General features: G+C 61.8%; 19 protein-coding genes. 3 read left to right on the plus strand and 16 right to left on the minus strand.

What is annotated here, in order from left to right; translation table 11 throughout:
• Window positions 1-5 precede the first annotated feature (5 nt).
• The 3 genes from GTP41_RS17075 to GTP41_RS17085 all read left to right on the plus strand — a co-directional run bounded on the left by GTP41_RS17075 (window position 6) and on the right by GTP41_RS17085 (window position 2715).
• Window positions 6-455: a putative toxin-antitoxin system toxin component, PIN family gene (locus GTP41_RS17075; RefSeq protein WP_161026772.1), complete on the plus strand. Its 450-nt coding sequence runs from the start codon at window positions 6-8 to the stop codon at window positions 453-455.
• A gap of 100 nt (window positions 456-555) precedes the next feature.
• Window positions 556-1710, plus strand: a complete 1155-nt coding sequence (locus tag GTP41_RS17080) for a pyridoxal phosphate-dependent aminotransferase (RefSeq protein ID WP_161026773.1) — start codon at window positions 556-558, stop codon at window positions 1708-1710.
• Window positions 1711-1725: 15 nt separating this feature from the next.
• Window positions 1726-2715: an HD-GYP domain-containing protein gene (locus tag GTP41_RS17085; protein WP_161026774.1), complete on the plus strand. Its 990-nt coding sequence runs from the start codon at window positions 1726-1728 to the stop codon at window positions 2713-2715.
• Here the strand turns inward: GTP41_RS17085 and GTP41_RS17090 are convergent.
• The 16 genes from GTP41_RS17090 to GTP41_RS17165 all read right to left on the minus strand — a co-directional run bounded on the left by GTP41_RS17090 (window position 2712) and on the right by GTP41_RS17165 (window position 18769).
• On the minus strand, window positions 2712-3773 hold the full coding sequence (locus GTP41_RS17090; RefSeq protein ID WP_161026775.1) for a tetratricopeptide repeat protein: 1062 nt from the start codon (window positions 3771-3773) through the stop codon (window positions 2712-2714). The two genes, GTP41_RS17085 and GTP41_RS17090, sit on opposite strands and share 4 nt — an antisense overlap.
• Entirely contained in the window at window positions 3770-4669 is a 900-nt protein-coding gene (locus GTP41_RS17095) for an ExeA family protein (protein WP_161026776.1), read from the minus strand. Before GTP41_RS17095 ends, GTP41_RS17090 begins: the two co-directional genes overlap by 4 nt.
• A gap of 1 nt (window position 4670) precedes the next feature.
• Entirely contained in the window at window positions 4671-6440 is a 1770-nt protein-coding gene (gene mshL, locus GTP41_RS17100; protein WP_161026777.1) for a pilus (MSHA type) biogenesis protein MshL, read from the minus strand.
• 14 nt (window positions 6441-6454) lie between these two features.
• Window positions 6455-6745, minus strand: a complete 291-nt coding sequence (locus tag GTP41_RS17105; protein ID WP_229502919.1) for an MSHA biogenesis protein MshK — start codon at window positions 6743-6745, stop codon at window positions 6455-6457.
• A 59-nt stretch (window positions 6746-6804) separates the two neighbouring features.
• Window positions 6805-7497, minus strand: coding sequence for a type II secretion system protein GspM (locus GTP41_RS17110; protein ID WP_161026779.1), 693 nt, complete (start codon window positions 7495-7497; stop codon window positions 6805-6807).
• Window positions 7494-8240, minus strand: a complete 747-nt coding sequence (locus tag GTP41_RS17115) for a PilN family protein (protein WP_161026780.1) — start codon at window positions 8238-8240, stop codon at window positions 7494-7496. The genes GTP41_RS17110 and GTP41_RS17115 overlap by 4 nt, the downstream gene beginning before the upstream one ends.
• On the minus strand, window positions 8237-9139 hold the full coding sequence (locus tag GTP41_RS17120; RefSeq protein ID WP_229502920.1) for a type IV pilus biogenesis protein PilM: 903 nt from the start codon (window positions 9137-9139) through the stop codon (window positions 8237-8239). The genes GTP41_RS17115 and GTP41_RS17120 overlap by 4 nt, the downstream gene beginning before the upstream one ends.
• Before the next feature lie 128 nt (window positions 9140-9267).
• A complete protein-coding gene (locus tag GTP41_RS17125; RefSeq protein WP_161026782.1) occupies window positions 9268-12390 on the minus strand; it encodes a DUF6701 domain-containing protein in 3123 nt (1040 codons plus the stop codon).
• A 4-nt stretch (window positions 12391-12394) separates the two neighbouring features.
• Window positions 12395-12844, minus strand: a complete 450-nt coding sequence (locus GTP41_RS17130; RefSeq protein ID WP_161026783.1) for an agglutinin biogenesis protein MshP — start codon at window positions 12842-12844, stop codon at window positions 12395-12397.
• The gene (locus GTP41_RS17135; RefSeq protein WP_161026784.1) at window positions 12841-13656 is read right to left on the minus strand and encodes a prepilin-type N-terminal cleavage/methylation domain-containing protein; all 816 of its coding nucleotides are present in this window, start codon (window positions 13654-13656) and stop codon (window positions 12841-12843) included. Before GTP41_RS17135 ends, GTP41_RS17130 begins: the two co-directional genes overlap by 4 nt.
• Window positions 13653-14237: a type II secretion system protein gene (locus GTP41_RS17140; RefSeq protein ID WP_161026785.1), complete on the minus strand. Its 585-nt coding sequence runs from the start codon at window positions 14235-14237 to the stop codon at window positions 13653-13655. Before GTP41_RS17140 ends, GTP41_RS17135 begins: the two co-directional genes overlap by 4 nt.
• Window positions 14227-14760, minus strand: a complete 534-nt coding sequence (locus GTP41_RS17145) for a prepilin-type N-terminal cleavage/methylation domain-containing protein (protein ID WP_161026786.1) — start codon at window positions 14758-14760, stop codon at window positions 14227-14229. The genes GTP41_RS17140 and GTP41_RS17145 overlap by 11 nt, the downstream gene beginning before the upstream one ends.
• 24 nt (window positions 14761-14784) lie before the next feature.
• A complete protein-coding gene (locus GTP41_RS27820) occupies window positions 14785-15303 on the minus strand; it encodes a type II secretion system protein (protein WP_308700860.1) in 519 nt (172 codons plus the stop codon).
• A 46-nt stretch (window positions 15304-15349) separates the two neighbouring features.
• Complete coding sequence (locus tag GTP41_RS17155; RefSeq protein WP_161026787.1) at window positions 15350-15829, minus strand: hypothetical protein; 480 nt, start codon at window positions 15827-15829, stop codon at window positions 15350-15352.
• Window positions 15826-17061 carry a type II secretion system F family protein gene (locus GTP41_RS17160; protein ID WP_161026788.1) on the minus strand — a complete coding sequence of 412 codons (1236 nt, stop codon included), beginning with the start codon at window positions 17059-17061 and terminating at the stop codon, window positions 15826-15828. The genes GTP41_RS17155 and GTP41_RS17160 overlap by 4 nt, the downstream gene beginning before the upstream one ends.
• Window position 17062: 1 nt before the next feature.
• Window positions 17063-18769: a GspE/PulE family protein gene (locus tag GTP41_RS17165; RefSeq protein WP_161026789.1), complete on the minus strand. Its 1707-nt coding sequence runs from the start codon at window positions 18767-18769 to the stop codon at window positions 17063-17065.
• Window positions 18770-18850: the final 81 nt, after the last annotated feature.

Here is an 18850-nt window from a genome sequence, read left to right on the forward strand (position 1 = left end):
CCGACATGATACCTGTTCCACCACAACTTGCACCGAAGCGCATCGTCATCGACACCAACGTCTGCCTCGACCTGTTCGTTTTCCAGGACCCGCGCTGGGCGGCGCTGCTGTCCGCCATTGAAAGCGGCGCGGTGGAAGCGATCACGCGCGCCGACTGCCGCGCCGAATACCTGTTCGTGCTGAACTACCCTCACCTGCCGCTGGATGAAAGCACCCGCCCATTAAGCGCGGCGCGTTTCGACCAGTACATCAAGGTCGTGCAGCCGCCCGAATCCGGCGTGCGCCTGCCGGTGTGTACCGACCGCGACGACCAGAAGTTCCTGGAGCTGGCGCGCGACGCCCAGGCCGACATCCTGATCACCAAGGACAAGGCCCTGCTCAAGCTGGCCAAACGCCTGGCCAAGGCCGGCATGTTCAAGGTAATGCTGCCGGAAAAATGGTCACTTGAGGCCTGAGCGCGCTTAACTTCGCTTGACTTTTAAGTTTTACCCTCGGGGCAACACTTGTTTTATTTGGCTGCGCTAGAATGGAAAAAACCTCCACTTTCCCAGCCAGATGAAACAACTGCAATCCCGCCTGCCTGCTGTCGGCACCACCATTTTCTCGCGCATGTCCGCCCTGGCGGCCCAGCATGGCGCGGTCAATCTTGGCCAGGGCTTTCCTGATTTCGCCTGCGATCCCAAGCTGGTGGACATGGTTACCGTGGCCATGCGCGAAGGCTTTAACCAGTACCCGATCGGCACCGGTGCGCGGGTGCTGCGCCAGGCCATCGCCGACAAGATTGCGCGCGTCTACGGCTGGCAGTACGACGTCAATACCGAAATTACCGTCACGCCCGGCGCCACCGAAGCGCTGACCACCGCCATCCTGTGCAGCGTGCACCCGGGCGATGAGGTAATCGTGATCGAACCGGCCTACGACAGCTACCTGCCCGCCATCGAACTGGCCGGCGGCGTGCCGCTGCTGGTGCAGATGGAAGTGGCGGAGCATGGCGGCTACAGCGTGCCATGGCCGCGCCTTGCGGCGGCGGTGTCCGAGCGCACGCGCATGATCATCATCAACACCCCGCACAACCCCACCGGCAGCGTGCTGCGCGCCGCCGATTTGGCCGCATTGGCCGATATCGTGCGCGATACCGAAATCCTGATCCTGTCGGACGAAGTGTATGAGCACATGGTGTTCGACGGCGAGCAGCACGAATCGATGTGCCGCCACCCGGAGCTGGCGCAGCGCGCCTTTGTGGTCTCGAGCTTCGGCAAGACCTACCACGTGACCGGCTGGAAGGTCGGCTACGTGGCGGCGCCGGCCATGCTGATGGCGGAGTTCCGCAAGGTCCACCAGTACAACGTATTTTCCGTGAATACGCCCATGCAGCACGGCTTTGCCAGCTATATGGACGATCCGGCGCCATACGTGAACCTGCCGGCCTTCTATCAGCGCAAGCGCGACTTGTTCCGCAAAGGCCTGGAAGGCAGCCGCTTTGAATTGCTGCCGTGCGACGGCACCTACTTCCAGTGCGTGCGTTATGACCGCATTTCCTCCTTGCCGGAGGCGGAGTTTGCGGAGTGGCTGACGGCCGAAGTCAAGGTGGCGGCCATTCCAGTGTCGGCCTTCTACCGCGACGGCAAGGATTCCGGCATTGTGCGCTTCTGCTTTGCCAAGAAGGACGAGACGCTGGCGCTCGCATTGGAGCGACTGGCGCGCGTGTAATCATCGGGGATGACCATGAACCAGTACTTGAACAGCTTGCAGGATCTCGGCATGGATTCCGGGGCGCGCATTGAGCCGCCGCCTTCGGTGCTGCATGAACTGAACCAGGCCAATAAGCGACTGGAAAAGCTGCTGGCCGATTTGCGCAACGAGCGCAATGCCGATGCGGACTTGCGCAATATCGCGCGCGAAGTGCTGCGCGCGGTGGAGCTCAACCCCGAAATCGCGCTGGCTTGCCTGTTCCTGAACCAGATCGCGGGCACCTACGCGGTGCGCCACTGCATTGAGACAGCGATTGTGGTGATCCTGGTGGCGCGCGGCATGGGCAAGCCTTCGGACGAAGTGCTGTCGCTGACGGCGGCGGCGCTGACCATGAATGTGGGTATGCTGCGCCACCACGACAGCTTCCAGTCGAAGTCGGGCTCCCTGAACAGCGAGGAAATGGCGATTGTGCGGCGCCACCCCGAGAACAGTGCGGAGATCCTGAAATACGCGGGCGTGGAGGACCAGGAATGGATTTCCTGTGTCCTGATGCACCACGAAAACGACGACGGCAGCGGCTATCCTGCGGGCATGACGCGCGAGGAGATCACGCAGAACGCGCGTTTGCTGGCGATTGCCGACCGCTATTGCGCGCGGGTTTCGGCGCGCAACTACCGCTGCTCCATGCTGCCGGACGAGGCGCTGGAAAAACTGCTGCACGATCCCTCCCACCCGGCCGATCCGGAACTGCAGGCGCAGTTCCACCGCCAGGTTGGTAAATTCCCGCCGGGCGTGCTGGTCCGGCTGTCCAACGGTGAAACGGGCGTCGTGGTGTCGCGCGATGGCGGCGATGGCGTGCTGGAGGTGCGCTGCATGCGTGATGCGGCGGGCAAGTCGCTGCCGGCTGCCGTGCATCGCCGTACCGACCATCCCGAATGCGCGATCAGCCAGGCCCTGACCGAAGACCAGGCTGAATTGCGATTCTCAATGAAGCAGATCTGGGGCGCGCAAGCGGCCCTTTAATTCAGCTGCTGCAGGCGGCGTTCCACAAAGCTTTGCAGTTCCGGTGTCAGGCGGCCGATGTCGCGGGCGCGCTGGAAGGCGACCTTGGCTTCCGCGTTGCGCTGGTCGGCTTGCAGCGAAATGCCCATTCCCATCCACCATACTGCGTTGCCCGGTTGCAGGCGCACGGCGGCCTGGTAATGGTCGGCCGCTTCGCGGTGGCGCCCGTCTCGCTCCAGCACATTGGCGAACATGGCGCGGTAATCGGCATTCGTTTCCGCATAGGGTAGGCTGCGCTGCAGCGTGTCGATGGAGCCGCCTCCGTGCTCAAGCTGCAAGCGTGCCAGCAGCATCGCCATTCCAGTTTGCTGCGGAGTCAATACCAAAGCACGCCGCAGATGGCGCATGGCGTCGGAGTGACGCTGATTTTCCACCAATACTGCAACCAGGGTCTCGCGCGCCGCGAGGTGGCGCTGATCAATTTCCAGCGCTGCTTCCAAGTCGCTAATCGCCTCCTGGATGCGTGCGCTGAGCAGCTTACTTTGCGCGCGCTCGTACAGCGTTGTGGCGGAGACTTGCACGCCGCCATCGCGCGCCACGGATGTGAGCTGGCTCGTGCCGCCGCCGGACGCCTCCTTTGTCGCTGTCATTTTCGGGCTGCGCTCAGGTGCTGCCTGGCGCGCTTTCGCGACATGCCCCCTCCTCTCCGGCGCCGCCTTTTCCAGTGGCTGCACTTTCGCCGTTCCAGGCTGCGGTGCTAGCGGTGCCGGCAGCGGCAATCCATCGACCATTTGTTCCGGCGGCGTAAGCTGCGGCGCATCCGCCGCCGGCGCAGCTTTGATCACACCTTTCGCCGGGGCTACTGGCACCACATCCGCCGCCGGAACCTTGTTCCAATACCGCCAGCCGGCAGAGGCCGCACCAGCCAACAAGATCACTACCGCCAAGCCTATCAGCAAAACCGAGCGGCGGTAAGGCGGCGTATCGGGCACGGCACGCACCGCGTCCGGCATGCCAGCTGCCTGTGGCGCGCCACCGCGCGCATCGAGATCCTGCAGCATTTTGTTAATCAGGCTCATAAACTCAACCGATAGGACAGAACCGCGCCCGCCGCGGCCAGCGCCGCCAGTGCCAACCCCGCCGCAAGCCAAGGCCACCCGCGCCGCTTCAACAGCGCGGTGTCTTTCACTGCAAGCTTCACATGGCGGTCGTCGACTTGCTGGCGCCCCTCGCCATACGCCAGTAGCATAGCCTTGTGCGCCATGATGTTGATCAGGCGTGGAATGCCGCCGCTCGCTGCGAACAGCCGGCGCACCGCCGCCTTGCTGAACAGCCGCGCGCCGGTAAATCCGGCCACCCGCAATCGATAGGCCAGGTAATACTCCATATCATCGCGCGACAAGGCGCCCAGGTCGTGCTGGAAAGTGATCCGCTGGGTAAGCTGGCGTATCGATTGCGCCTGCAAATGTTGATTCAGCTCCGGCTGCCCAAACAAGACGATCTGCAGCAACTTGCGTTTTTCCGTTTCCAGATTGGTGAGCAGGCGCAAGGCTTCCAGGCTCGCTTCGGGAATGGTCTGGGCCTCGTCCACGCAGAGCACTACGCGTTTGCCTTGCGCTGCCAACGCCAGCAGGCGCGCGGTCAGGGACTTCAACAAATTGTGCTGGTCCACATCCGGCGCCAGCTGCAACTCGAGCTCTTCGGCCAGTGCCAGCATCAGGGTACGCGGCTCCAGCAAGGGATTGGGCAGGTAGGCCGTGACGAAGCCGTCGCCCAGCGTCTTCATGAACTTCCGGCATAACAGGGTCTTGCCGGTGCCGACTTCGCCGGTAATCTTGATGAACCCTTCACCGCTGCGTGCCGCCACCAGCAGGGTGTTCAAGGCCTCCTGCGAATGCGGGCTGTTGAAAAAGAAGCTGGTGTCCGGCGTAATGCCGAACGGCGCTTCGCGCAGGCCGAAGTGGCTCTCGTACATATCAGTAGCGTCCCATGCCCTTGGGATCAAGGCGCTCAATGCGGCGGCTGCTGTCCATCAAATCCTGGCTCCAATCGCTGGCGGCGTCGACGATGGTCGGCTTGATCAGTACCACCAACTCGCGCTTCTGGATCGAATCAGCGGTGCTTCGGAACAGGCCGCCGATCAGCGGGATACGGCCTGCCACCGGGACCTGCGAACGATCGGCGCTGGTCGATTGGCGCATCAGACCGCCGATGGCGACGACGCTGCCGTTTTCGCCACGCACCATGCTGTCCATCTCCGACGTGGCCGAGGCCGCCAACGGCAGGTTCAGGCTACCCGCCGTGCCGAGGTTGATACTCTTGTTCACCGTCGATACTTGGCTCACCGACGGGTGCACGTGCAGGATGATGTTGCCTTTTTCGTCGATCTGCGGCGTCACGTCCAGAACCACGCCGGAGAAAAACGGCTGCAAGGTCACGTTGGGGGATACCGTGCCGTTTCCAGTGGCATTGGTATTGGTCGTAGTGCTGACGCCGGTCACGAAGAACTCATCGGTGCCGATTTTCAGCACCGCTTTCTGGTTGTTCAGCGTTGCTATACGCGGGCTGGACAACACGTGCACCGTTCCTTGCGACTCCAGGAAGGAAATCAGGGCGGCAAAATTCGCACTCTGGAACGCAATCCCGAACAGCGAGCTGGCGGCACTGGTCGCTGCGGCCAGTGAACTGCCCGGAGTGGACTGCAAGCCATTCGGCTGCCCCATCACGGACGTCACGCCATTGATGCGCGGCGCCAGCGTGGTGCCTGGCCCTACCATCCCGGCCGAGATGCGGGAGGAGCCGAAGGCGGCCCAGTTAATGCCCGACTGGGCGTTTTCGCTCAGCTCCACTTCCAGGATCTTCGCTTCCAGGATCACCTGGCGCGCCACCGCCAACTGTGTAGCCTTGAGATAGCGGTCGACATTGCGCAAGTCTTCCGGCATGGCTCGGATTACCACCAAGCCCGACTGCGGGCTGACAACAACCGTGCGACCATCCTTGCCCACGCCCACGATGGCATCCAGCGACAGCTTCAACTCAGCCCAGAAGTCCGACTCGGAACGGGTGGTGACGTTGGCCGCCTCATCAAGCACATTGGCCGTGGGCGAATTCGGGTCACCCGGGTTGTTATTGCGGTTCTGCCGATTATTGTTATTGCCGCTGTCGATGCCGTTACTATTGTTCTGACTATTGTTGCCTACGTTTTGCACCGAGGTCGATGTCACCCTCAAATTGGAGGAGCCGCGCCGCGACGCTGTTAAGTAATTCACCTGGAACATCCGGCTTTGCAGCGTCAGTGGCTTGATCGAGATGCGCGTGCCCTCGATGCGGTAGTCATAGCCGTACATTTCCCGCACCGCCTCCAGCGCCTCCTGGATGGTCACATCCTTCAGGTTGGCGCTGATGGTGCCGCCGACCTCCGGATGCACCAGCATGTTGTAGCGTGTGCCGGCCACCAGGGAATTGAAGAACTGTTGCGCAGGCGCGTCACTGAAGGCGACGTTGAAGCGCTCCTCCAGCACTGGACGCGCTTTGGGCAACTGCCCGGCAAGCTGGTCGGCAGAAGGCAACAGGGCTTCGGACACTTGGCGCGGCAGCGGTGCGGCAGCGGCGGCGGTCGCAGCGGATTTGACTTCGCTGCTGATGGTGCTGTAAGTCTCGCGCAGCGGGGTCTGGGTGCAAGCTGCCAGCAGCACCAGCGCGGCTGCGCCCACCACCGGGCGGAAAACCTGTGCGACTTTCGGCATAGTATTTCGATTTGTCATGGCTCTTGCGCCTTATCCAGTCCGGATGATACCAACTTCAAGACTTGTTTATGTTTGCCGCGCTGCAGGACTACGGCACGTTCCCGCACTTCCACCAGGACTGCACCGTCCACTTTCCCGCCCAACGGCACGATGGCGCCATCGATGACCGCCAGTTGGCGCCCACCCGGGCGCCGCGCGATCAGCACGGACTGCAACTGCGGCCCCGGCGCGGCGGAGGCAGCGGCAGGGCCACGCTCGGGCTGCGACGCCTGCAATTCGGGCGGCGGCCGGGTCGGATCTGGCAATGCCTGCTGTCCGTGCGCGGCGGCGCAGCCCCCCCATGCCAGTAGTAATAAACACATCCTCATAACTGCACCCACGTGTCGTCCAGGCTCAAGGTATATACCGTCAAGGTCAGGCTGGCTTCCGGGTGCTTAATCACGCTCAATTTCGCGCTACCCCAGATCAGGCGCGGCGACACTTTCTCCAGCGCTTCCATATAGCCCAGCAAGTCGGCATAGCTGCCGCGCACCTCCAGCTCCACGCCGTGCCGGTACAACAGGGCGACGGGCGCCGGCCCTGCCGAGGGCAGCGCGCCCACCGCCGGGGTGGACTGACTGAATTTCCCGTCCTGCAAGCCACTGACCGGCAATGTCCGCATGGCCGATACCCGCAAGCCGGGGTGTCCGCGCAGAATCTGCTGCAAGAGGGGCACAATACGTTGCGGCTGCACCAGGCCGCGCTTCTTGTCCGATAACTCGTCACCTACAGCGCGCGTCAGTTCCTGAACGGTCGCCAGGCGCTGCCGGAGCGGCGCATTCGGGTCGGGCTCGTATGCCTTCAGGATTGCAGCGATACCTTGGTCCGCCGCGGCAATCTGATCTTGCTGTTGCTGCATGGTGGCGTGCAGCGCATGCCGCTCTACCGTCAGCGGCGCCAGCTTACCCATCCAGGCGATCGCCGCGATCACGACAATGCCGCTGACGAACAGCGCGACGCGCTGCCGGAGCGGCAGGCTGTCGACGCGCTGTTCAAGCTTCAACAGCGCGGCCTTCACGGTTGCCCTCCGGCATTGGCCGGCAGCGGCGCCACGCTGCTTCGCAACCTGAACTCCAGGAATCGGGACGTGTCCCCGGCAGACACAGACGGTGGCAGCGCGCTCAAGGCCGGAGCCGGCGTGCTGCCGGCGGTCCCCGGCGGCAGCAGGGACAGGGGCGCGCCTGGCGCCGCGTCGGCCACCGGTGCCTGCGCCGCTGGCGGCCCCATATCCAGCGCCTGGAACGTTTTTCCGCGCAAGACGGGTTCCTCAGCCAACCGCGACAGGTAGGCCGGCAGCAACGCCGCCTGCAGCACACGCCCCTGCAAGCTAATCTCGTGTGGCTCGCCTTCAATGCCCACCTCGGTCAGCCACAAACCCTGCACGCTTTGGCGCGCCAAGGCACGAAAGTACTGGGCAAAGCCCTGCCCGCCCTCGCCCTCCCCCTGGCGCAACATCGACATCGCTTGTTGCAAGGACTTCAGACGCACTTCCTTCGCCTGCAAATCCGACTTCAACACGGGGTCACTGGCGCGCGGCGCGAACTCGAGCTTTACCGCCTCCAACCGCGCCTGGCGCGCCTTCAGCGCCGCATCGCGCAGCACCGCGTTTTCCCGCAGCGGCGCCAGCTGCAGCTGGGCAAACACCACCAGGGCGATGGTCCCAAGCAGCATGACGCCCAGGGCCAGGCCCATGCCGCGCGCACCAAAACTGTGCCGCTGCCGCATGAAGACTGGGTTGAAAAGATTGATTTGCTGGCTCATGGCGTCACCAGTTCCTGGCGCAAGGCCGCGCCCAGCGCGAAGAAATAGTAAGCCTGCTGCGCCGGGTCGAGCAACTCCGGCACGGCGGACAGGTCAATGACATCCGCCAGGTTCGTCTGCACCACCGGCATATACATATTCGACGACAGGTAGCTCAACAGCGCTTCGTTGGAGCCCGGCGCAAGCACCATGCGCGCGATGGAGATAAAACTGAACTGGCGTTCAAAATGGTCGAGCGAGCGCTGCACCTCCAGCATCAGTCGGTCCAGTGTCGCATGGCGCCGGTCGGCGTCCTGGTCCTCCAGCAGTTCCGTCGTGACGTCGATGCGGCGCGCCAGGTAAAGTTCGCCCAGGTAGGTCACCGTCAACAAGCCCCCTTGCGGGCCCACCGACAGCATGCCCAGCCCCCGGCCATCCTCTTCCAGCAGGGCCGACACATTGCGCTGCGCGTTTTCCGGAATATCGATGACTTCCAGCGCGACACCGGCATCGAAAAACCGCTCTTGGCGCTGGCGCACGACACTATTGCGCGCGGCCACCACGAACATGCTGGGCGTACGGCCGCTGGCGCGCTCCACTGGTATCGACATGATGTCGAAGGTGGCGTCGTCGACATGAAAGTCCAGCATATCCTTCATCCGCCAGCGCACGGCGGTTTTCAGTTCTTCCTGCGGCACATTCGGCGCTTCCACCGTCAGCATCTGATACTCGCTGGGAGACAGCAGAGTGCTGCAACGATAGCGCATCGCATTGCGCGCGCGCGCCGCGCGGGCCAAGGCCTCCTGCCCGCCCTCGCTTTGCAGCGCCACTTCAGCGCATCCAAGCAATACCGGCGTGGCAGCACCCTGGCGCCGCATCGTCGCCAACGCCATGCCTTGTGTGGTCGGAGCGAAGACCATCCAGGCGTCTTTTTCCTTTTTTGCTTTCGAGAAAAGTCGCATTCCGCAGTGTTGTCAAACTTTTGGATGAAGAAACAAACGTAATTCTTTGATTAATTGGCGTATCTTGCCACTGTTCAGCCACACTGTCAGTACAATTCCCTGATATAGGTCACCGGGGTGTTGCGATAAATACCAAAGGTAGCCCGGCCAGGCGTACTCGGCAACCATTCAGGCCCCGAGGCAGGATCGATGTAATAATCGGCGGTGCCATGACTGCCGGCGCCCGGCGCCCTCAGCAGGAAGCGCGCCAGACCACCACTGACGGAACGCAGCGCGTTGGACGTGGCGCCCAACACGGATTTGCAAGCACTACCGGATACCAGGTTCTTTTTGCAGTTCGTAAAGCGCAACAGCGCTGGATTGAGCACATCAGCCATGGAATCGCCGCTGCTGGTCGCCCAGCGCGTACCGTTCCAATACTGGACGCGCGCAGTCACCGGCAGAAACTGCAGCTCGGAGCCAAATACGTTCGGCAGCTGCAGACGCGCATTGGCCACTATCACCTCCCCTTCAACCAGCTCACGCGCCGCGTTGTAGCCGTACAGGGAGCTGACCCCGTCCGCATCGGTGGCGCGGACATAGACCAGAGCAGGCGTCTGGCGGCCAGCGCCCGCCGCTCCCGTCATCGAGTACGGATTACTCATTTTGTAGTCGAGCATCAATGACAAGCGCCCCTCGTCGTTGTCGAAGTCTAGATCGCCACTGTCCTTAACCGTCGCCGCCTTCTTGTCGCGGCGCAGGCCGTCGGCTGGTGGGTTGGCGCCAAAGGCCAAGGCTGGGCATACCCCGCCGCTCGGCGCGGCCAGCGTCTGGTTGAGTGCGCCGCATAGGTAGAGTGCCTTGGAAAACACGCCGCGGTAGTTCTTCAACAGGTTGCCGTCGACGTCGTGGGCGGTCACTGTCGTGCTGAACGGCAGCGCCGAGTAGACCAGGCCGCTGACGGCGGAACACGGCAAGTCGGCCGGGCATGGCAAAATCGGCCCCAGGGCGTCCGGCGGTTCCAGCACAGTATTGAAATGATCGGGCACGAAGCGCCCGATATTGGTGGTGACCGGATCAACCCCGCCGCTGCCGAGGTAGTCGTTGCCCGCCAAAGTCGCCTTGGTGGTGATGATGCCGACTTCGGGGTAGTTGAAGGTCCCTGACGAGAGTCCTAACGCGAACGGATTGAGGCTGCCTTCCAGTTCCGGGCGCGCCACCATGTCCGCGAAGCTCAGGCCGTCGCTCGGGTTCGGGTTGAAATAAATGCTGCGCGGCAGGATCTCGTTACCAAAGTTCTTGGCGAAGTACTTGGTACCCGGGACCTTATCCCTGGTCCGCACGCCAACGCTGATCGTGAAAGGTTCGCCGGCCGCAACAAACTTCGCGCCGGTGGCCACCGTCGCTCCCGGGTTGTTGATGCGCGTGCCATTGGCGCCAGTCTTGTAGACATCCATTTCCAACATATAGGGCCGCATCACAACCGGCCCGCTGGCGCCAGTCTTACCGCTCGAATCCTGCATGAACAGCTTGACGCGCCCCACATCGAAGTAGTTGAAGGTCAGCGGCACGCTGATGCTGGCCTGGTTCGCCGCCACCGTCAGGATACGGTAAGCCGACCACTGCGCGCCGCTCGGCGTCGCGCTGTTTTCCGCGCATTTGGGCAGCAGCGACGCCAAGTCCGGGAACGATGCCTGTTCGGTCGTGCCCTTCACCGGATTATGGCAAGACATGCCGAAACGCATGGACAAAGCAGTCGGCAGCGTCGCGCTGGGCGCGGTCGGGACGCCGGAACCATTTAGCAGGGTGATGTACACCGCGACGTCATCGCCGGCGATGACACTCTTCCAGTCAATGAACTGGCATTGGCCGGCAGTGCCGAACGCCACTCCCTTGGTGCACACGGAACGCGTGAAGACGTACGGCGCCACTTCCACCGCCGCCGTATCGGTCGCGGTATTGTTTGCCATCTGGTTGTCGAACTCGCTGCCACTGACCGTCACCGTATTGCTTAGCGAGCTCGTCACGGAATTGACCATGACGGTCAGGAGCAAAGCCGGGGCACTCGCCCCCACATCCAGCGGAATGTTGTAATTGCAGGTAACTTTCTGCCCAGCCTGTACACAGCTCCAGCCGTCACCGCCGGCGTACACAAGACTGACCTGCGACGGCAGGTTGTCGACTACCTGGATCGTACCTGGCTCTGCGGCTGGGCCGTAATTGGTCACGTTCACTGTATACAACATGGTCTGGCCCAAGGTCGGCGCCTGGTCGCGTGCGATGGTGATGCCGAGGTCGGTCACCGGCGTATTCGGCACCGCAATCACTTCCGCGCTCAGCAACACCAGATCCTGCTCGGACCGGTACACCGTGGTGGCACTGGTTTGTCCAGCCTGGATCACGGGACTGCTTACCGTATATGAATCGTAGTCGATACCGTAGGATGCGGTATCCGTGCCGGCAATGGTGCTCGCCGAGTTGAACTGGTTGCCCGATGGGTTCACGCTGTTCGACATCGAGTAGCCGTTAAAGGTCAGGAATTCGCCGCTCGGCGTACTGCTCAGCGTCGCATCCCCCTCCCAGGTTATGTGCGCCACCCGCCCGGTTTGCGTGGTCAAGGGTGGAATTTCGAAGTTCGACAGCGACAGCGTCACGCTGCTGTACTGGATGTACTGGAAGCCTTCGTAAATATTCAGAACCCGGAAGGTCTCGGTCGGCAGCGAATACACCACAATCATGGCCCAGCCACCGACAACCCCCTGCACGTCGCACCACTTCGACGAGTTGGCGATCGTCAGGCCGGAAAAAGAGTACTTGGCATTGCGCTTCGCCGTCACCTCGGCCGTGACGTCATACGCCCCGCTGAAAAAATCATAGCCTACCGTGGCACTCTTGTATTGCCGCGACGCCGGCGCGGTCACCGCTTTGCCATCGAAGGTGACGGCGTAATCAGTGGTAGTGCCGGAGGCAGCCCAGTAGAGCTGGGCGCTGAGAATTTTCGCCGATGCTGGAATCCCGCTCAAGGTCGCTTCCGTCGTCTCGTTGGCGGCATAGATGCTGCAAGCATTGGTAGTGTTGGATGCCTTGCGCAGAGTCTTCTGCAAGCCGACAAAATTGACGTTGCCGGCAAAACTCTTGAACAAGGCGATGGTGGTATCAGCGTGTGCCGGCATCGCCAACAGCAGCATGGCCAGCGTCAACCATCGGTACCGGGACCAGAGGGCGCTCACGTCGTCAGTCTCCAAAATCGACCTGGATAACCCGCTGCACATAATCCAGGTTGTTGCTCGGATTCGGGCAGGCGCCTGCCGCCGGCTGGTTGCACGCGACCACACGCATGCGGTAGCGCTTGATTGTATTCAGCAGCGTCGTGGTACAGGTCACGCTAACCGTGTAAGGGCTCAGCGTAGTGCTGGCAGGCATGGCAAAACTGGTGGTTGACAAAGCCCCGCTGGCCGCCGGGCATAAGGCGCCGCTACGCAACTGTCGGTGCATGCCCCATTCAACGCCGGAACGTGCCGCCAGATAGGCTCGGGTGCCTTGCACATCCAGTCCAAAGGCCGCTTGCTGGGTTGACGTTACCGTGACGATGGCTACCGCCAGGAACGCCAGGACCACAACCAGGAAAATGGCCGCCACCAGGCTCACCCCGCGCTGGCGGAACTGTGTGCGCAAAAGGGTCATATCGGATTATCCACGTGAATCTGATGAAACAACTGCACCGTTTCCATCGGAGCATCGGCTCGTGCCAGCGTAAGGTTAATACCCAGCAAGCCCGAGCGAGTATTGGCAATATTAGCCTCATATGTGAAGCGGCAGGCCGTGACATTCGTCGCCAGGACGGCCGTACTTGGTGAAGCCGAGGGCGCCACGTAGTTCCATTGCCGCAGCAGCTGGCGGTTTGCAAGGTCGCACACAAAACTCACCGGACCGGTCACCACCTGGAAGCGGCGCGCCGGCGAACTCAAGACAGTCCCCGACCCGCCCGCGCTGGCAAACGGATTGCTCGCCAGGGTGACCGTATTGCCCGCCACCGCACTCACCAAGGCGATATTGTCGCCGGCATACGCGTCCGCACGGTCGATGCCCGGGCCAAGGTTATAGACCACAATCGAATCGGTGCCTGCAACAATGGCTGGCGATGGCATCTGGCCAACCACGGTAAAGCTGCGCTTCGCGCTATCGGCAAAGTCCAGGTAGCCGGCCCCCTCGTTATCTTCCTCGGCGAGGTAGCGGCCGCCCGACTTGGTGGGAAAGAACTCCACCGAAGTGCCTGCGGGGTTGACCCGGACGCTGTTGGGCAAGGCCCGGCGCACCTCGCGCGCTACACGCCGCACCGCCAGGTCGGCGGCATCGCTTAAATCAGCGCGCGCCGCGCTGTCGACGTAGGCTTGCACCGGCGCTCGCATGAAAACCGCCACGATACCTACCAGGACTCCGACCAGCACCATCACAACGATCATTTCGATCAGCGTGAAACCGTCCTCGCGTCTCATTGCGCCACCTGCGGAGCGTATCGGGTGCGATAAGCATCCAGTTCGATGAAATCGCCCGCTTGGGCGCCATGGGTGACCCGCACGGTCAAGCGCAACACTTCCTGTGTCGCCACGGCGGCCGTGGAGGTTATGCCATTCAACGATTCGGCGCGCACCGTAAGCGTCGCCGAGTAGCCGCTCAGGCCCAACTCATTCCCCGCCGCGTCAACCAGTTTGCCAGCAGCGTTATTGAATGCGGCGTGGGCTACGCCCAGGCTGGGGACGTAGTCATTGATGTTATCGAAGGGGCGCGCATTGCCCGGCTCCTGTCCCACGCCTTCCGGAGTAGCGCAATTGGCAGGCGCAGCCGGATTTTCAGTCACATCGACCGGATCGCAGAAGGTAAAGGCAGCCAGCTGGACCTCCTCCAGCAAAGCTTCCGCGATGAGCAGGGCCTGCTTCCGTCGCAGCGGGTCGGCACTCGCGTTGTTCGTATTGGCCAGCGTGCGCAGGATAGCTGCGACCGCGATGCCGACGATCAGGATAAACAGGATCAGCTCAACAAACGTCAGCCCGGATTGACGATAGCGGCTAGTAAACATAGCCCGTTTCCCATTGCACCCGGATGGGCTGCTGGTCGTCGCCTGCGCGTACCAAAAGGTTCAGCGAACTGAACTCCGCACCGGTGTTCAACTGCGGCTTTCCGGCGGCATCGAAATAGAAATGGTTGTGGGCCGCACTCGCAGGCGACAACACCAGCGTCACGTTGGCTGGGGGCGCAACGCAAGCCCAGCTCCGGTCGGTGCTGCACTGGCCGGTACCGTTGAAGCTATTGCCGCCCCCCGGGTCCTTGACGCGATTCGTCGAACTGCATGTCGCGGCATAACACAAGGCGACACTTGTAGCATCGAGATAAACGTAAATCGGCCGATTTTGGGCGATGGCAAGGCGCTGGCCAAAGCGTAGGGTAGCCTTGACCTGGGCTGCGAAGCCGGCCGCATCGAAGCCGGTACGCGAAAAGAAGCGGTTAAAGGCGATGGCCGAGAGGATGCCAACGACAACCAGCACAATGATCAATTCGACCATTGTGAAACCACGCTCACGCCGTGCTTTGCTGGTTGTCATTGCTCCTTGGCTGTGGGAGCGGGTTTAGCAGCCCGTCGTTACCGTGGTGACCACCGGTGGCGTGACAGGTGTTGTGGTAAGGACGGCAGCAGTGTACAGCGCGTAGCAGGTTGCCCCTTTAGTTGAACTCGCTACGCTCACTGGGACGAAAGCCACCGAGCCTGCTGGCGGCGTCGGATTGTTTGGGCCGGCAGTGCCTGCCACAATCGTCTTGTAATCAGTGGCGCTGATACCGGCCATGCTTTCGATCTGTGTGCCAGTAATTGTTGGGAAGCCGGCAGAGTCGACCGCCACGTTCAAGCCTTCCATTGCGACCGGGCTTGATGGCGCGATCAGCCAACGGCTATGAACCAGCGAAGTCGCGGCGTTCAGCGAGCCGCGAACCGCATTCACACTGGCGGTGCGTGCCTCGGTGCCGACATCGATGAAACGGGGCAGCGCGGTGGCGGCGAGAATGCCGAGAATCACGATCACGACGATCAGTTCAATCAGCGTAAAACCCGCTTGTTGAGTACGAGGCATGGTGTAAGAAAACTTTTTCATCACTTCTCCCAATAAGTTCGACAATCAATTCAGACCGGCATTCTGGCTAGTCATATACCTGGTTGAGGACGACACCGGCGTTGATCGCGGGTGGCTCTGGCGGCCTGGCGGAGTGTTCGGGCAAGCGCCGCAATTCTAACTTGAAATAGAGCATTTTCTGTTGCTTATCCATAGATTTCTCTCCTCCAAGCAACACATATACCAGCCGCTTCGACTCGGTATCAAAAAACCAGGTACCGGGCTCAGCCGGGGCACTTGCCAAATTCGCAAACTCCCCAGCATAATTTGGAGGCCGGACAGCCATCAGCCGCATCGGGTTTGCACCCTCCAAAGCAACTGTTGTGGCCGGTCTTAGGCGATGCATTTCAACAGCAGCGCGCAATTGTGACACCGTAATGGCAACCGCCCGCTCCTCTGCATTTTCAGTGTAGAACGAGATCCTGTTCAAGAAAACCACCAGCAAAACCAAGCCGACCAACAACCACACCAATGCCTCGAAGCGGCGAAACCGGCGCAGCTTACTCATCTCTTAAGTGCAACTTTACCCAAATCCCAGATAGGCAGGAAGACACCCAACGCCAGGATCAACACCATGATGCCGAGGAAGGTGATCAGGATCGGTTCGATCTGGGCCGACAGGGTCTTTAGTTCGTAGTCCACCTCGCGTTCGTACATCGCGGCGATCTCATCCATCAAATCATCCAACGAGCCTGTTTCCTCGCCGACCGCGATCATTTGCAGCACGATAGGCGTAAACACGTTCGCAGCCATGGCCGTGCGCAAGATGCTCTCACCCCGTTCCACGCCATCCCGCATCTGCTCCACACGCGCGGCCAGATAGGCATTGTCCACCGTTTGCGCGACTACAGTCAGCGCCTGCACGATTGGCACCCCGCTACGGGCCGACAACGCAAAACTGCGCGCAAAACGCGCCATCGTGCCTTTGTGGATGATTTTCCCCGCAATCGGCAGATGCAGTTTCCAACGATCCCACTTGTAACGCCCCGCTTCGGTGGCGATCCAGGAACGCCACATAAGCCCCCCCGCCACCAAGGCTCCAGCCAGTATCGGCCAGTACTTGACTGTCAGGTTGGACGTCGTCAGCAATATGCGCGTCATAAGCGGCAACTCGGCGTTCAGATTGCGGAACACGCCTTCGAACGCCGGAATCACCCACATATTAATCACGACAATGGCCGCAAGCATCGCCAGCACCACAAACGTGGGATAGCGAAGCGCCGCACGGACGCGCTCCTTCATGTCGCGCTCAAACTCGAGATGGTCGAACAACCGCAGGAACACTTCGTCCAGCCGGCCTGTCATTTCCCCGACCCGTATCATGGACAGGTAGAACGGCGTGAATGCCACAGGGTGACGCCGCATGGCAGTCGACAGCTCGCGGCCCGCATCAAGCGACTCCCGCAGATCGGCGATCACGCGCGCAAATGCCTTGCTGATGGCTGATTCCTGCAGGCCACCCAGGCCACGCATGATCGGCACCCCGGACTTCAACAGGGTGTGCATCTGTCGGCTGAATAACTGCACATCCATGGAATTGACCTGCTTCTCGGTCAGCCTTTCCCACAGCAGCCGCCAGGCGGACTTGCCGGCGTTTCCCGCAGCGGTTTCCTTGATTTCGACCGGCGTGACCCCAGTGGCAAACAACTGGTCGGCCACCGCCCCGCTGTCGGCGCCTTCCAGCACCCCAGCCAGCAATTCGCCGCGTCCGTTACGTCCCTTGTATGCGAAATAAGGCACGTTAATCCTCGAACTGGTTGCTGATACGCATAGCTTCCGCCACCGTGGTGCGGCCCTGGATCACGAGCTGCACCGCGTGTCGGCGCAGGGTTTGCCCGCCCATCTGCTGCGCGGCGGCTTTCAGGAAGACGGCCGGGTCCACGTCGTTGGCGGCGTCCACCACCGCCTGGCTCATTTCCAGCAGCTCGTACACGCCGGTCCGGCCACGATAACCCAGGCCGTTGCAGTGCGAGCAGCCCTTGCCGTGGAAGTAGCGGCCCATGTCCACCTTGTCCTTCAGCTCAAGGGTCAGCCACTCATGCTCGCTCGGCGTCAGCGTGTACGGCGTGGTGCAGGATTCGCAGATCACGCGCACCAGGCGCTGCGCCAGCACGGCCTGCAACGAGCTGCCGACCATGTAGCGCGGCACGCCCATATCCATCAGGCGCAGCGGAGTGCTGGCGGCATCATTGGTGTGCAGGGTGGAGAGGACCAGGTGGCCGGTCATTGCGGCGCGCAGGCCGATTTGCGCGGTTTCCTGGTCGCGCATCTCGCCGACCAGCACAATATCCGGGTCCTGACGCAAGGCGGAACGCAGCACGCGCGCGAAATCCAGCTCGATCTTCTCATTGACCTGCACCTGGTTGATGCCCGCCAGGCGGTACTCGACCGGGTCTTCGACCGTGATCAGCTTCTTCTCCATCGAGTTCAGCTCGGCCAGCGCGCAGTACAACGTGGTGGTCTTGCCGCTACCGGTCGGTCCGGTCACCAGCACCAGGCCGTTGGGGCGCGCCACAATTGCGCGGAACTTGTCCAGCAGCGGTTTCGGCATGCCGATGGCGTCCAGGCGCAGGGTCATGCCGCTCTGGTTCAACAGTCGCATGACGATGGATTCGCCGTACTGCGTCGGCATGGTGGAGATACGAACGTCGATCCGTGCATTCTTCACGCGCACCGCGAAGCGGCCGTCTTGCGGCAGACGCTTTTCCGAGATGTCCAGGTCGGACATCAGCTTCAGGCGCAGCGCCAGTGCCGGAGCGATCTTGATATCGGCTTCCGTCTGCAAGTGCAGCACGCCATCGATGCGGAAGCGGATTTGCAGCCGTCCTTCCTGCGGTTCAATGTGGATGTCCGAGGCGCGCACTTGGGCCGCGTCGTCGAACAGCGATTGCAGCAGCTTGACCACCGGCGCTTCTTCCAGCCCTGGACTGGCGGCGGCCAGCGCGCCAAAGTCCACCGAACCTTCGCCCAGCTCCTGTTCCAGCTCGCGCGCCAGGCCGGTAATGTCCTCGGTGCGGCGGTAGATGCGGTCGATCGCAGCCAGCACCTCGGTCTCGTTGACCACGGCCAGCTCGATGGTCTGCTTCAGCAGGCGGGTGATTTCGTCGTACGCGAACAGGTCGGTCGGGTCGGACAGGCCCACCAGCATGGTGCCTTTGCGGTCTTCCAGCACCAGCGCGCGGAAGCGGCGGGCCTGGGTTTCCGGCAGCATCCGCACCAGGTCGGAATTAATCTGGTAAAACTTGAGGTTGATGTAAGGGATGTTGAGCTGGCGCGCCAGGGCGCCGGAAATCTGCTCTTCGGTGACGTAGCCGTGTTCCACGAACACGCGCCCCAGCTTGCGGCCGCTGCGTTTCTGCTCCGCCAGCGCCATGCCCAACTGTTCTTCCGACAGCAGCTTTTGCTGCACCAGGATCTCACCTAAGCGAACCTTTTCCGGCCTCGTCATGCCCTATGCCCCGAATCCATATAGTCGAGGGCATTGTATGCGACTGAATCGTGCATGTATAGCAAAAGGCGTTAGCAGAAT

The organism is Pseudoduganella guangdongensis (assembly GCF_009857475.1).
Classification (GTDB): Bacteria; Pseudomonadota; Gammaproteobacteria; order Burkholderiales; family Burkholderiaceae_D; genus Rugamonas; species Rugamonas guangdongensis.

Bases quoted from the DNA above. Each gene is read 5' to 3' on its own strand.
- GTP41_RS17155 (WP_161026787.1), bottom strand. From the start codon at position 15,829: ATGAGTAAGCTGCGCCGGTTTCGCCGCTTCGAGGCATTGGTGTGGTTG.
- GTP41_RS17115 (WP_161026780.1), bottom strand. From the start codon at position 8,240: ATGAGCCAGCAAATCAATCTTTTCAACCCAGTCTTCATGCGGCAGCGG.
- GTP41_RS17140 (WP_161026785.1), bottom strand. From the start codon at position 14,237: ATGTTTACTAGCCGCTATCGTCAATCCGGGCTGACGTTTGTTGAGCTG.
- GTP41_RS17145 (WP_161026786.1), bottom strand. From the start codon at position 14,760: ATGACAACCAGCAAAGCACGGCGTGAGCGTGGTTTCACAATGGTCGAA.
- GTP41_RS17085 (WP_161026774.1), top strand. From the start codon at position 1,726: ATGAACCAGTACTTGAACAGCTTGCAGGATCTCGGCATGGATTCCGGG.
- GTP41_RS17120 (WP_229502920.1), bottom strand. From the start codon at position 9,139: ATGGTCTTCGCTCCGACCACACAAGGCATGGCGTTGGCGACGATGCGG.
- GTP41_RS17135 (WP_161026784.1), bottom strand. From the start codon at position 13,656: ATGAGACGCGAGGACGGTTTCACGCTGATCGAAATGATCGTTGTGATG.
- GTP41_RS17130 (WP_161026783.1), bottom strand. From the start codon at position 12,844: ATGACCCTTTTGCGCACACAGTTCCGCCAGCGCGGGGTGAGCCTGGTG.
- GTP41_RS17165 (WP_161026789.1), bottom strand. From the start codon at position 18,769: ATGACGAGGCCGGAAAAGGTTCGCTTAGGTGAGATCCTGGTGCAGCAA.
- mshL (WP_161026777.1), bottom strand. From the start codon at position 6,440: ATGCCGAAAGTCGCACAGGTTTTCCGCCCGGTGGTGGGCGCAGCCGCG.
- GTP41_RS17090 (WP_161026775.1), bottom strand. From the start codon at position 3,773: ATGAGCCTGATTAACAAAATGCTGCAGGATCTCGATGCGCGCGGTGGC.
- GTP41_RS17095 (WP_161026776.1), bottom strand. From the start codon at position 4,669: ATGTACGAGAGCCACTTCGGCCTGCGCGAAGCGCCGTTCGGCATTACG.
- GTP41_RS17075 (WP_161026772.1), top strand. From the start codon at position 6: ATGATACCTGTTCCACCACAACTTGCACCGAAGCGCATCGTCATCGAC.
- GTP41_RS17080 (WP_161026773.1), top strand. From the start codon at position 556: ATGAAACAACTGCAATCCCGCCTGCCTGCTGTCGGCACCACCATTTTC.
- GTP41_RS27820 (WP_308700860.1), bottom strand. From the start codon at position 15,303: ATGAAAAAGTTTTCTTACACCATGCCTCGTACTCAACAAGCGGGTTTT.